The following is a 13671-nucleotide window of genomic DNA, read 5'->3' on the forward strand; positions in this document are numbered from 1 at the left end:
AAATCCTTTTCAGCATCGTTATAGTTGTTATGGAAATGTCGGGCTGGCACTATACCCAGTGACGAAACAGGGATCCAGATGAGGAAGGGGATGTTCCGGGCAGGGCTAGTGTTGTTGTTGGGGTGGATGTCGGTTTCGGCGTGGGCATTCAGCCAGACGGATGCCCGTAACGGTTGGCCTCAGGTTCAGGTGGATCCGGAAGGGCTTCTGGCGCAGTGGCAGAACAAGAGCGCCAAGACCCCGGCTCTGGAAACCGAGCGCTTGCTGCTCGTCGGTTTCGCCCACTACGAGCTGGTCCACAAGCCGGAGGTTGAGCAGATTCTGTTGCGTCTTGCCGAGCGCCAGCACACACCGATCCAGCAAGCACGCCAGATGCTATTGGAGGGGTTGTACTCCGCCTCCATGCGCAGCAAGTTTGACTATGCCCTGCAGCAGTTCGATGCTGCCAACGTCGCCCTCACGGGGCAGAACGATCAAGAAAGCCTGCGCCTGCAGGTTCAGATCCTCACTCTTTCCGGCTCCCTCCTACGCTATCTGCGCAGACTGCCTGAAGCGATAGAGCGCCTTGGTCAGGCGCGGCAGCGAGCCATCTCCCTCGGTGACAAGGGCACTTTGGCCGAGACCGAACGTGAGCTGGGACGCGCACTGCGCTTTGCCGACCAACCCCGTTTGGCAGCAGAGCACTATATGGCCGCGCTCAATCTGGCGAAGCATGTCACCACCCCAACCTTTCCGGGCAAGCTGGAACTGGAGCTTGCCCGCCTCTATCGCACCATCGGAGAGTATGGCCGGGCGATGGAGCACGCTCATAACTCTGCCGCATTGCTTGAGTCCCTGAACAACACGCAGTTCCTGTCTGAGGCGCTTTTTGAACTGGGTACAATACACCGGGAAATGGGCGATCCCGGCCAGGCCCTACAGCACCTTATGCTGGCCCTGGATCTGGAGCTCAAAAACGAATCGGTGCTGGCGATAGCCCGATTGCGCATCACGATCGCCCTGACCTATCTCGACATTGGCGAGCCGGACAAATCCCTTGAGTACCTGCAACTGGCTTTGGCGGCTGCCACTGAGCGGGAGCACAAAGAGCTGATGTTCAACTCCCGTCAGGCGCTCAGCCAGACCTATCTGGCGCTGGGCCGATGGACCGATGCCCTGTTACTGGCAGAAGAGCTGCTGGTCCAGAGCCGTCAGGAAGAGGACAAAACCAATGAGCGTGCCCTGCTGATGGTGATGGCGGAGGCGAACCGGGCACTTTCCCGCACAGAACAGGCTTGGGCTCAATTGCGCCAGGCGGCAGACATCCCGATTTCAGTCCCTGGTTCCGGTGGCGGACTGACTGCCGCTAATCAACTTGCGGAGCAGCAACTGCGCAACCAGTTGCAACAGCAGGGAGAGGCCCTGAACCACTCCAAGGCGCTGCTGAACAACCTGCAAAATCAGCGCCTTCTTATTGTCCTGCTTTTGATTGCCTTGAGCCTCAGCTTGCTGCTGTTGTGGTCCCGCCACCGCCACAAGGGCACTCAGTTGTCCGAACTTCACCACCAGGTTCACACCTACCAGGATACTGGCGCTGGCAATCGACGCGCCCTGTTCCAGGCCCTGAAGCGCTCCGAATCCGGCTATCTTATCCTGCTGAAACTGGGCGATTTCGCCGCTTCTGAGCTGCGTACCGGCCAGGCACAGTTCACCCGCCAGCGGCAGCAATTGATCGAACACTTAAGAAGCGAAGAGTGGGTGGATGACGTCTTCGAACCCAGCCTGGGGCTCGCCGCCATCATCATTCGAAGCGAAGTCCCAATGGAGAGTGAGATTCTGCGCCTGTTCGACCGTCTGCAGTCCGGTTTCAATGGGGAGTTGACCTTCCAGGGCCCCATCAGCGCAGGCATCATCCCGCTGCCGTTCCAGCCCGGCTCACTGCTGCGGCTGCCTCCGGAACAAGCGCTGGAACTGACACAACTGGCGCTTTGGAGTGCCGATGATCTCGCCAACCGCACCGGTTCTCATCAGTTCGTACAGTTGCGTCCAGTGGCATTGAGCGCCCCGCTGCTCAACCCTGAACAACTCTATGCCAGCGCCGTTAAGGGGATTCAGCATGGTGTCATTCGCTGTCTGGTCAGCAATGGTCATGAAGATCTCCGTTGGCCTGGAACCGCGACACAGGCTGAACAGTTCAAACATGAGGTCAATAACGAGGCAAAGATCGCTCAGCATTGATGGCGGGCTTGCACTTGTCACAGCCTTAGATACCATGTGATCAGATAAGAAAATCAGTTACTAACGCTGTCAGGCGTGCTGTGGATTTAATCACGAATGAAAGAGGCGACTCCCTCGACCCAGGCTCAGGACACTCTGGCGCACCAGCTTAAGCGTGCCAAGGTCGCTCAGCAGCAGCTCAAGGACTATCAGGAGCTGCATGATCGCCAGATAAAAGCCCTGGTGGAGTGTCTCCACCATCTGAGCATCAATTGCAAAGGACAGAATTTGGAGCTGGACAACCGTCTTGCCAAGCTGCGCGCTCAGTTGGCCGACAATCCTGATATCGATAGCATCCTGCCGGAGCTCACCAACCTCTGCCGTGCCCTGCAAAATCAGTATCAGCTGACCCAGCGGGAGATCGGCAGTAGCCAGCAAGCCCTGCAATCCCTGGCAAGACGCTTGTCTCAGCTGGCGAGCCTTCCGGACCAGATACAGCGGGAACTGCACTTCTTCCAGCAGGATGTCCAGAAGCCGGTCCACACCCTGTGGGAGTTCTTGCCGCAGATGACCCGGCTGGTTGGCTATTACGAGTCTCTGCTCAAAGAGCGCATGGCCAGCGAGGAACCGCTGCCGATCACCCCTCGCCACCGACAGTTGGCCCATGAACTGGCCCAACTGCTCAGCGAGATCGATTTCCGCGCCGAGAGCCGGGATGTGATCGCCGCCATCAAGGCGGAGCTGGCCGGTGATATCACCGCAGAGCAGCTGCTGGAGGCCTACCAGCAGGTACTCACCCTGCTGATGGCGGACATCGCCAAGGAGAAGAGCGCGTCACAGCAGTTTCTCTATGCCCTGAACGATGCCCTGAATGCGGTGCGGGAAGCCGTTGCTGAGAACTGGAACCATTCCCTGCGCAGCTTTGGCCATCAGCGCGAATTCAATCGCCAGCTCTCCTCTCAGTGCCTGGAGATCGGCGATTCGGTTCGCAACGCCACGGAGTTGGACCAGCTCAAATCCCTGGTGAGTCATGAACTGACCGCCATCCGGGAGCTGCTGCGCAAGCGGGACGAAGAGGATACCCGCGAGTTTGCCCGCCTTAAGGGCAGCATGGAAAAGATGCGCAAGGAGTTGGGTGCCCTGGCTGCCGAGGCCAGTGGTTACAAGGATCAACTGATTGAGCAGCAGCGCCTCAATATGCTGGACGCGCTGACCCAACTGCCCAATCGGGCTGCGCTGGATGAGCGCCTGAAACGGGAGTACCGAAATGTCCGTCGCTACGGTAATGACCTTTGGGTTGCCGTTGCGGATATTGACCACTTCAAGGGAATCAACGACAGCTTTGGCCATACTACAGGAGACAAGACCCTGCAGGTGGTGGCGATGGCATTGAAGAATTCCCTGCGGAAAGGGGAGTTTGTGGCCCGTTACGGGGGAGAGGAGTTCGTGCTGTTGTTGCCGGACGTGTCGGCGGACCAGGTAGGGCAGATCCTCAATCGTACCCGTGAGCGGATCAAAGCGATTCCGTTCAAGTTCCGTAACGAGAAACTCTCCATCACCATCTCCATCGGCGCCGCACTGGTGACCGGAAATGAAACCATGCAGGAGACCTTCGAGCGAGCCGACGCCGCCCTTTACCGTGCCAAACGCAAGGGTCGTGACCGGGTCGAGATCGACAGCTAACGACAACGATAAAAAAGGGGGGGATCATGCAGGTACAAGTGCGTCCCCGGGGCAGTTTGGATCAACTGTCCCAACTGGAAGTGGAACGGCTGCGCGAGAGCGCCGCGTCAGAACTCTACCAACTCTACCGCAACTGCTCCCTGGCGGTACTGGCCTCCGGACTCACCAGCGATGACAGTACCGCTCTGTTCGAGCGCTACCAGGATTTTAAAGTTCGGGTATTGCGCAGCGAGCGGGGCATCAAACTGGAACTGACCCAACCGCCGGAAGCGGCCTTTGTCGATGGCGAGATCATCCGCAGCATTCAGGAGCACCTGTTTGCCGTTCTGCGGGACATTCTCTACATCAGTGATCGTTACGAAAATCTCCAACACATCAACCTGACCAACTCCGTCCACATCACCAATGTGGTGTTCGAAATCCTGCGCAACGCCAAAGTGATCAGCCCCGGCGGCGAAACCAATATGGTGGTGTGCTGGGGCGGACACAGCATCAACGAAGTGGAGTTTCAGTACACCCGGGAAGTGGGCTACGAACTGGGACTGCGGGATCTGAACATCTGCACCGGTTGCGGTCCGGGTGCCATGGAGGGGCCGATGAAGGGCGCCGCCATTGCCCATGCCAAGCAGCGTATCCGCAATGGCCGCTTTCTCGGCCTGACCGAGCCCTCCATCATCGCCGCAGAGCCCCCCAACCAGATCGTCAATGAGCTGGTCATTCTTCCGGACATTGAGAAGCGCCTCGAAGCCTTCGTCCGGCTCGCTCACGGCATCGTCATTTTCCCCGGCGGTGTCGGAACAGCAGAGGAGCTCCTCTACCTGCTCGGCATCCTTCTGAACGACGACAACCGGGAGCAACCCCTTCCCGTGGTACTGACCGGGCCGGAGAGCAGCCGGGCCTACTTCGATGAGATCAATGCCTTTATCGGCGCCACCCTGGGCCCCGAAGCACAGAGCCGTTACCACATCATTATCGATGACCCTCAGGCGGTCGCCCGCTTTATGAAACAGAAGGTGGCGGACGTTAAAGCGTTCAGATTAACCACCGACGACGCCTTTGCCTTCAACTGGCGGCTTAAGGTTGAACCGGAGTTTCAGCTGCCCTTCGAGCCCGACCACGACAACATGGCCAACCTCAACCTGCGCCCCATGGGCAATAAAGCGATGCTGGCCGGCCACCTGCGCAAAGCGTTCTCCGGCATCGTCGCCGGTAACGTCAAGGCCAAGGGTGTGAAAGCGATTCGCCAGCGGGGCCCCTTCCAGCTTCAGGGAGACCCCACCATGATGGCCCGCCTGGATACCCTGCTCAGTGCCTTTGTGGACCAGGGCCGCATGAAACTGCCCGGCAGCATCTATCACCCCTGTTACGAGATCCGCAACCGATGAAACCCAAACTGCTGTTGGTGGATGGGCTCAACCTGATACGGCGGCTTCATGCCGCCGTACCCGGCGAGTCCAGCGAAGACCTGAAGCGGCGCTGCCTCGGCGCCATGGAGAAGGCCCTGCGCCAACACAAGCCCACTCACGCCATCCTGGTTTGGGATGGCGGCCACGACCACAGCTGGCGGCGTCAGCTCTACCCCCAGTACAAAGCCCACAGGAAGCCGATGCCGGAAGACCTGGCCCAGGCACTGCCTCTGCTGGACGATGCGTTTGCCGGTATCGGGGTGCGCTCGGTACGTCAGCAGGATCTTGAGGCGGATGACCTGGTCGCCACCATTGCCCGAAAGGTGGCCTCCGCAGGCGGTGAGGTGGTGATCCTCTCCACCGACAAGGGATTTGGTCAACTGATTGGCCCAGGTATCGCCCAGTGGGATCACTTTGAAGGCCAGTGGATCGATGCGGAACGGTTGGCGGAAAAAGTGGGGGTGCCACAATCCCGGCTTCTTGATTACTGGGCGCTGGCAGGGGACAGCGGCAACGGCATTCCAGGCGTACCCGGGATCGGAAAAAAGACCGCGATGGAGCTGGTAGGCCGCTTTCCTACGCTAAAAGCGCTGTTTGCCGAAGGCGCTGTCGAAGGCAAGCTGGGAGAGCGACTGCACGCGCACCAGGAGGAAGCGCGGCTCAGTTATCGCCTGGTCCAGTTAAAACAGGATCTCGAGCTTAATCTTAATTTGAGCCAGTTCAGAGTAGGGAGTCATTCATGAGTCATACCGTACTTGTCACCGGGGCCAATCGTGGCATTGGCCTGGAGTGTGTTCGCCAGTACCTCGCCGAGGGCAGCCGGGTCATCGCCTGTTGCCGCCATCCGGAGCAGGCCCAGGCCCTGCAGGCATTGGCAGAGGCGCACCCCAGCACGCTGGAGTTGGTGGCACTGGATCTGTCTCAGCCGGAACAGCTGGAAGGCCTGAAAGCTTACCTGGGTGACCAGTCGATTGACCTGCTGATCAGCAATGCCGGTGTCTATGGCCCGAAGGGGTTGGCGCTGGGGCAGATCCAGGCCGACGACTTTGCACCGGTGATGGCGGTCAATGTGCTGGCTCCCCTGCTGCTGGTCCAGACCCTGATGGTGAACCTGTCCCGAGGGGCCAAAGTGGCGCTGCTCTCCTCCAAGATGGGTTCCATTACCGACAACGGCAGCGGCGGCAGTTACCTCTATCGGGCGTCAAAATCGGCCCTGAATGCCATAGGCAAAAGCCTCTCTGTTGACCTGGCGGATCAGGGCGTCAGTGTGGCGCTGCTCCATCCTGGCTGGGTGCAGACTGAGATGGGCGGTCCCAATGCCCTGATCTCCCCCCAAACCTCGGTACTGGGCATTCGGCGGGTGCTGGAGCAACTCGATCTCTCCAACTCCGGCCGCTTCCTCAATTACGACGGCAGCGAGATCCCCTGGTAACCGATGGCAGAGCGTGAGCGTTTCCACATCGGCCCCATTGAGGGGGTCAGGGTGGGCCGATTCGGTTTTGGTATCAATACCACGTTCATCGTCTACCGCATCGATGACACGCTGATCGACACCGGGCCCCCCAATCAATGGAGCCCGGTCAAACGCTTTGTGGACGAACGCCCGGTTCGACAACTGCTGTTAACCCACCATCACGAAGACCACAGCGGTAATGCCGCTCGTCTCAGTCAGCATCTCAAGCTGACGCCGATGGCCCCGGAACCGGGCCGGGCCAAACTGGCCAGGGGGTTTCGCACGCCGCCATTGCAACGGCTGATCTGGGGACGACCAGAACCGGTGGAAACCGCCCCCTTGGCGGCCCAACTGGCGCTCTCTGACGGCAGCCCCATCAACCCCATCGCGACCCCGGGGCACGCCAAAGACCTGACCTGCTACCACCTGCCCAAACAGGGGTGGCTGTTCAGCGGCGACCTCTACCTCTCCCGCAAACTTCGCTATCTGCGCAGTGATGAAAACCTGACGCAACTGATGGACAGCCTGCGCCGGGTGCTGGCTCTGGAGTTCGATACTCTGCTCTGCCCTCACCGGGGACCGGTGGCAGGCGGGCACGAGGCTCTGAGTGCAAAGCTGCGCTATCTGGAGCAGCTGTGTGAGCGCGCCCAGGCGCTGGCCAGCCAGGGGAAAAGCGACACCGCCATCCTTCATGCCCTGCTGGGGCCGGAAGACTGGCTGGGCCATCTGAGCCGCTACAACCTTTCCAAGATCAACCTGGTCCGTCAGGCTCTGAAAGTGCCCCTGTAACACGCCCACAAAAAAGCCCGGCATCCGCCGGGCTTTATATATCACGCACAGGGTTTAGCCCTGACGGCTGGCCGCCTTATCCGCCGCCGCCGTGAAGATGACGTCGGTGGAGCTGTTCAATGCGGTTTCCGCAGAGTCCTGCAGTACGCCGATGATGTAACCCACGGCCACCACCTGCATCGCCACCGCGTTATCGATGCCAAACAGGCTGCACGCCAGCGGGATCAGCAGCAGAGAACCCCCTGCCACACCGGACGCCCCACAGGCGGAAACGGCCGCGACGATGCTCAACAGCAGCGCAGTGGGGATGTCCACAGCAATGCCCAGAGTGTGTACCGCAGCCAGAGTCAGTACGGTGATGGTGATCGCCGCACCGCCCATGTTGATGGTGGCGCCCAGGGGAATGGAGACGGAGTAGGTGTCTTCATGCAGATCCAGGCGCTTACACAGGTCCAGGTTAACCGGTACGTTAGCCGCAGAGCTGCGGGTAAAGAAGGCGGTCACGCCGCTTTCACGCAGACAACGCAGCACCAGCGGATAGGGGTTTTCGCGGGTTTTAACGAACACAATCAGCGGGTTCACCACCAGCGCAATGATCGCCATGGCACCCAGCAGAACCGCCAGCAGGTGGGAGTAACCCAGCAGCGCACCGAAACCGGTGGTCGCCAGGGTGTTGGACACCAAACCAAAGATACCCAGCGGAGCAAAGCGGATCACCACCTTCACGATCTGGGTGATGCTGTCAGACACATCGTGGAACACCTGCTTGGTGGCATCGGAAGCGCGGTGCAGCGCCAGGCCCAGCGCAATACCCCAGGCCAGAATGCCGATGAAGTTGCCTGTCAGCAGGGCATTAACCGGGTTATCCACCACCTTGAACAGCAGGTTGTGCATGATCTCGCCAATCCCTTCCGGCGGCGCAAGGGTAGCCTGGTCAGTCACCAGCACCAGCGTCGTGGGGAAAGCAAAACTCAGCAGCACGGCGGTGAGTGCCGCCGCAAAGGTGCCCAGCAGGTAGAGGCCGACGATCGGCTTCATATGGGTATGCTGGCCCGGCTTCTGGTTGGCGATGGAGGAGGCGACCAGGATAAACACCAGCACCGGCGCCACCGCTTTCAGCGCGGAAACGAACAGGTCACCCAAAAGGGCGACCGACTTGGCCCATGCCGGGTTGATACTGGCAAGAGCGATACCGGCGACAATGCCGACCAGGATTTGCAGCACGAGGCTGCCCTGAGTAAAGCGTTTTAGAAGTGATTGCATCTTGAAATAAGTCTTAACTATTTATCGTTGTCATGCCCTGCGGACAAAATACCGCAGAGATGAAGGTTTGTAACAACGTCAGTGGGTTTTTGTCCATCCCGTTTGCACGGTTAGGTGATCTTTATCCTTCAGTAACAATATTCATCAAACGATCGGTCTTGCTGATACCTTTGAATGTCCGCGCTCCACTGCTAACCTAGGCCCATTCGCAACAACGGGTTAACAACAATGTCTCAGGGAAAGTCTCGGCTTGTGCCGATCGTGGCGGGCTTTATCGGCCTTTACCTGGTGTTTGTCGTGGTGGTCATCGCGCTCTGGGAAGAGACCCCCTCCACGCCGGACAACATGGATTGGGATGACCGTCAGAAACACAATGTAGCGACCATCGCCACGCTGGAGCCTGGCCTGAGTAAAGCGATGGTGATGGAGCGCCTCGGCAGCCCGGATTTCTCCGAAGCCCTGCAGGATGAAGAGGGCCACGGGATTCAGGTACTGCGTTATCGCACCCACAGAACCAAAGGCGACGGTGAGACCACACTGGATGAAACCACCCCGCTGCTGTTCAGAGATGGTGTACTGATCGCCTGGGGAGAAACCGCGCTGGCTCAGCTGCAAGACTAAAAAAACGGCCGCATCAGCGGCCGTTTCTCATTCTCTGTTGGGCACTCGCCCTTACTTATCCGGTTTGGAAAAAGGCTGGCCACTGACCCACCAGTCAGGGGCAGGCGCGCCCTTGAGGGTGTAATCGAAGAACGCCTTCATCTTGACGCTGTAATCCAGCTTATTGGGGTACTGCTTCGGATGGTGGGGTTCATCCTGGTACTGCAGCATCACCACCGGTTTGTTCAGACGGCGCATCGCCAGATACAGCTCAATCCCTTGCTCCCACGGCACCGCATCGTCCACATCACCAAACATGATCACCATCGGCGTCTTGATGTTGTCCGCGTAGAAGATGGGGCTGTTTTCGATATAGCGCTCCGGCGCTTCGTAGAGGGTCTTTCCGATACGGCTCTGGCCCGCCTCATACTGGAACTGGCGGCCCAGGCCGGAGCCCAGACGGATGCCGGTATAGGCGGAGGTCATGTTGGATACCGGAGCACCAGTGACCACGGACGCGAAGAAGTCGGTCTGCGTGGCGATGTAAGCGCTCTGATAGCCCGCCCAGGAGTGCCCCTGCAGACCAATCGCCTTGGGATCCGCCACGCCCATTTCCACCAGCTTGCGGGCACCGGAAAGCAGCGCTTTCAGGGAAGCGGGACCCGGCTCTCCCACTTCAAACACCACGTCCGGCAGGAAGATGGCGTAGCCATCACTGGCGTACCAGGGGAAGTTGGGACGATGGTTAATCGCCATCTGCGGGAAGGCATGGAGGCGATCGCTCATAAAGCGGTAGAAGTAGATCATGGTGGGCAGCGGCACTTTGCCGTCATAGCCCGGAGGGGTAATCAGCACCCCTTTCAGATCCACCCCATCCTCGGTTTGCCAGCGCACCAGTTTGGCCTCACCCCAATCCAGGCCTTCAAGCTGCTCACCCAGTTGAGTCAGACGCTTAGGCTCACCCTGGGGGCCGTTGCTGAGATAAAGATCGGGATACTGGTCGTAACGCTCAAAGCTCAGCACCAGTGTCTCGGCGGCCTCAGCCTTACCCACCAGCTTGACGCGGTAATCCCCCTGCTGCCAGAGCGTCATGTCTCCGGTTGCCAGAGGCAGACGATGCAGCCCCTCCGCCTTGCTCTGCTCGTTGGTGCTGTGCACCAGCAACTCGGCATCGGCGGCAACAAACAGCGCGTCCTTATCGGTCTCCAGAGCCCGATAGAGCGTGCTGTTCTCGCGCCCTTTGGTCAGACGGTTAAGCTTGCCGCTGGCCGCATCAAAGCGCCATATGTCGAACTTGTCATAGACCAGCACCCCGGCATCGTTTGCCAGCCAGGGGCCAAAGCCGTAACCCGGCGCCGGGCTGGGGTAGTCGTGGTCTTCATTGGCAAATCCGCTTGCCAACTGGCGGGTTCGGTTCTTTTTGATGTCGTGGTGATGCAGGGCGTCACGGACATGCCAGAGTACGTGGCCATCGTTCGGGCCGAGTGTGGGCTTGTCGTCGCTGCCCAGTTGAACCGCAAGTGCCCGACGGTCACCGCTGTTAAGGTCCACCAGGTACCAGTCACGATAGAAGCCGGCCCAGGAGATCATCTTGCGGTAGGGCTTATCGGAACTGGCCAACAGGTAACGGGCGTTATCCGCCAGCTCAAGATCCGGCACCTCCGCATCCGTAAGTTGAACGAAGCGGTCTCGCTTCAGGTGCCAGACTCCCTGAAAGGTGCGCTTGAGCTCCTTGTCGTAACGATTCATCTCCCGGGTTTTGATCTGCTCATCGTCGCCATGCCACAGCACCAGATCGGCCCGGGCCAGCAGGCGATCGGTATCGGTCAGGTCGGCTTCAGATTCAAACTTGGGCTTCTCGGGTACCTTGGCGACCCGCGCCTGACGGCCAATAAACAGACGCTCTCCGTCACGGCTGAAACTGAGGCCGCTATGGCCGGACACCATAAAGTCGGCGTGGTTGAGGTCCTGCCAGCGCAATTCGCCATCGGAGAGAAGTCCGACGCGATGCTCACGGTGGCGTGGCAGTTCAGTCAGGTCGCCCCAGGTGAATGCCAGTTGCTTGCCGTTGCGGTCCCAGGCTAACGCCCCGGTGCCCTGCCCGTCCTGCTCAAACACCGGCTGAGCCTTCAGCGCTTCATCCAGGCGGAATACGCCGTTGCCTTTACCCGCTTCAACACTGGTGCTGAATGCCAGTGCACCGCCCTTTTCAGACAGAGCAAAATCCCGAACCGCCTCAAACTCAACGGTTTCACCACGATTCAGGTCCCGTACCAGCAGTCGGCTGCCGAGTTCCTTATCGTCGATGCTCGGCTTCTCCGGCTCCGCACTCTCCTCGTCGCCGTTCTCTTTGTCCTTCGACTCTGGCTCGTCCGGCTCAAACAGGAGTACCAGCAGGCGGCCATCATCACTGAATGCGGCCTTCTTTACCCGTTCAAAGGCGAGTTGCTCGCCGGTTTCCACATTGACCAGTACCCGGCCGGATTTGAGCTTTTTGCGCGCCTTGGCGCTGGCGTTTTCCTGCTCAAGCAGTGCTACCGGCTGCTCAAACAGGGCAAAACGGCCATCTGGCGTCAGCTCCGGCTTTTTAGCCCGTTCTACGGTAATCAATTCGCCGTTGGCCAACCGGATCCGCCCCTCCGGGTTGCCACGGTCCGGTTGGGCAGTAAAAGCCACGGCGACGCCACTGCTCGCAATCACCGGATCCTTCAGGCTTTTGAATTCCATTACCCTTTGCGGCGTTACCGGCTCCGCCAACGCGCTCCCCAATGTCAGCCCCACCAGGGGCACCAGTGTCAGCAATCTCCGTCGCACCGAGTTACCTCTCAAAATGTCCATTTTTGTGACTTATACCTTCAGCTAGGTGTTAGTTAGCTGCAAAAATCGTTAGAATATGCCCCGCAACATGCTAACAAAGCCCCGCCTCCCCGTCACAGGGAACCATCCTGACGAGGAATAAGAAGGGCCAAGGATCCAACAAGTTCAACGTGGAAGGATGTAACCATGTCCGCAAGAAGCATTACCGTGATCCCCGGCGATGGGATCGGACCCGACATTGTCGAAGCCACCCTCAAGGTACTGGACAAAGCCGGCTGTAACTTCAATTACGAATTCGCCGACGCGGGTCTGGCGGCGCTGGAAAAGCATGGTGAACTGGTCCCGGCCAGCACCCTGGAGCTGATTGAAAAGAACCGCGTAACCCTGAAAGGCCCGCTGACCACTCCCATCGGTGAAGGCTTCACCTCCATCAACGTGAGCCTGCGTAAGCGCTTCAACCTGTACGCCAATGTTCGCCCGGTGCTCTCTCTGAAAGGCACCCAGGCCCGCTACGACAACGTCGACATCATCACCATCCGTGAAAACACCGAAGGGATGTACTCCGGTGCCGGTCAGCGTGTTACCGAAGATGGCAGCACGGCCGAGGCGATGAGCATCATCACCCGCGAAGGCGCCGAGCGCATCTGTGAATTCGCCTACCAACTGGCCCGTAAAGAGGGTCGCAAGAAGGTCACTGCGGTTCACAAAGCCAACATCATGAAGTCCACTTCCGGCCTGTTCCTGAAAGTGGCCCGTGAAGTGGCTGAGCGTTACCCGGACATCGAGTCCGAAGAGATGATCGTGGACGCCACCTGCATGAAGCTGGTGATGGACCCGTCTCAGTTTGACGTGATCGTCACCACCAACCTGTTTGGTGACATTCTGTCCGACCTGTGTGCCGGTCTGGTCGGTGGTCTGGGCCTGGCCCCGGGCGCCAACATCGGTACCGACGCTGCGATCTTCGAAGCGGTACACGGCAGTGCGCCGGACATCGCTGGCCAGGACCTGGCCAACCCCACCGCTCTGATCCTGGGCGCCGTCCAGATGCTGGAGTACCTGGGCATGTCCGACAAAGCGGCCCGCATCCGTGATGCGGTTCGTGACACCATTGCTGCAGGTGAGACGGTTACCCGCGACCTGGGCGGCAACGCTGGCACCAAAGCCTTTACCGACGCCATCCTGGCTCGTCTGTAATCGCCAACCAATACGAAAAAGGCTCCCAATCTGGGAGCCTTTTCTTTTGCCATTTCAGCATCAGGGCCGTTCACGGAGTTCGGACACCTGGGTATCCCGTGGGCGGAACAGATAACAGAGTAAGGCCAGGTAGGAGAACACCACCGCACTGAGAATCCAGAGCACCTGAGTCACCCCTTGGGCACGCTCCAAACGGGCCACCACCGCAGCGGGAAGCATCCAGATAAGGGTGCCAAGCAGCGCATAAAGTGTCGTCCAGGCCATCCGCCC

General features: G+C 59.3%; 11 protein-coding genes. 8 read left to right on the forward strand and 3 right to left on the reverse strand.

Annotated features, from left to right (window positions below):
* Positions 1-78: 78 nt before the first annotated feature.
* The 6 genes from KUV52_RS02135 (at position 79) to KUV52_RS02160 (ending at position 7527) form a co-directional block, all read left to right on the forward strand.
* Positions 79-2217 carry a tetratricopeptide repeat protein gene (locus KUV52_RS02135; RefSeq protein WP_222524287.1) on the forward strand — a complete coding sequence of 713 codons (2139 nt, stop codon included), beginning with the start codon at positions 79-81 and terminating at the stop codon, positions 2215-2217.
* 96 nt (positions 2218-2313) lie between these two features.
* Complete coding sequence (locus KUV52_RS02140; RefSeq protein ID WP_222524288.1) at positions 2314-3879, forward strand: GGDEF domain-containing protein; 1566 nt, start codon at positions 2314-2316, stop codon at positions 3877-3879.
* A 26-nt stretch (positions 3880-3905) separates the two neighbouring features.
* Positions 3906-5264, forward strand: coding sequence for a nucleotide 5'-monophosphate nucleosidase PpnN (ppnN, locus tag KUV52_RS02145; RefSeq protein WP_222524289.1), 1359 nt, complete (start codon positions 3906-3908; stop codon positions 5262-5264).
* Positions 5261-6028: a flap endonuclease Xni gene (gene xni, locus KUV52_RS02150; protein WP_222524290.1), complete on the forward strand. Its 768-nt coding sequence runs from the start codon at positions 5261-5263 to the stop codon at positions 6026-6028. The genes ppnN and xni overlap by 4 nt, the downstream gene beginning before the upstream one ends.
* Complete coding sequence (locus tag KUV52_RS02155; RefSeq protein WP_222524291.1) at positions 6025-6717, forward strand: SDR family oxidoreductase; 693 nt, start codon at positions 6025-6027, stop codon at positions 6715-6717. Before xni ends, KUV52_RS02155 begins: the two co-directional genes overlap by 4 nt.
* Before the next feature lie 3 nt (positions 6718-6720).
* Positions 6721-7527, forward strand: a complete 807-nt coding sequence (locus KUV52_RS02160; protein WP_222524292.1) for an MBL fold metallo-hydrolase — start codon at positions 6721-6723, stop codon at positions 7525-7527.
* A 54-nt stretch (positions 7528-7581) separates the two neighbouring features.
* Here KUV52_RS02160 and sstT read toward each other — a convergent pair whose 3' ends face one another.
* The gene (gene sstT / locus KUV52_RS02165) at positions 7582-8790 is read right to left on the reverse strand and encodes a serine/threonine transporter SstT (RefSeq protein WP_222524293.1); all 1209 of its coding nucleotides are present in this window, start codon (positions 8788-8790) and stop codon (positions 7582-7584) included.
* Positions 8791-9042: 252 nt separating this feature from the next.
* Here sstT and KUV52_RS02170 point away from each other — a divergent pair, with 252 nt between their 5' ends.
* Positions 9043-9411 carry a DUF3192 domain-containing protein gene (locus KUV52_RS02170; protein WP_315900180.1) on the forward strand — a complete coding sequence of 123 codons (369 nt, stop codon included), beginning with the start codon at positions 9043-9045 and terminating at the stop codon, positions 9409-9411.
* Positions 9412-9462: 51 nt separating this feature from the next.
* Here the strand turns inward: KUV52_RS02170 and KUV52_RS18975 are convergent, their stop codons facing one another.
* Entirely contained in the window at positions 9463-12204 is a 2742-nt protein-coding gene (locus tag KUV52_RS18975) for a prolyl oligopeptidase family serine peptidase (protein ID WP_222524295.1), read from the reverse strand.
* 189 nt (positions 12205-12393) lie between these two features.
* Between KUV52_RS18975 and KUV52_RS02180 the strand changes: the two genes are divergently transcribed.
* Positions 12394-13401 (forward strand): isocitrate dehydrogenase, encoded by a 1008-nt coding sequence (locus KUV52_RS02180; protein WP_222524296.1) that lies wholly within the window; start codon positions 12394-12396, stop codon positions 13399-13401.
* Between the two features lie 60 nt (positions 13402-13461).
* Here the strand turns inward: KUV52_RS02180 and KUV52_RS02185 are convergent, their stop codons facing one another.
* Positions 13462-13665, reverse strand: a complete 204-nt coding sequence (locus KUV52_RS02185) for a hypothetical protein (RefSeq protein WP_222524297.1) — start codon at positions 13663-13665, stop codon at positions 13462-13464.
* Positions 13666-13671: the final 6 nt, after the last annotated feature.

Source organism: Ferrimonas balearica (genome assembly GCF_019802055.1).
GTDB classification, from domain to species: Bacteria; Pseudomonadota; Gammaproteobacteria; order Enterobacterales; family Shewanellaceae; genus Ferrimonas; species Ferrimonas balearica_A.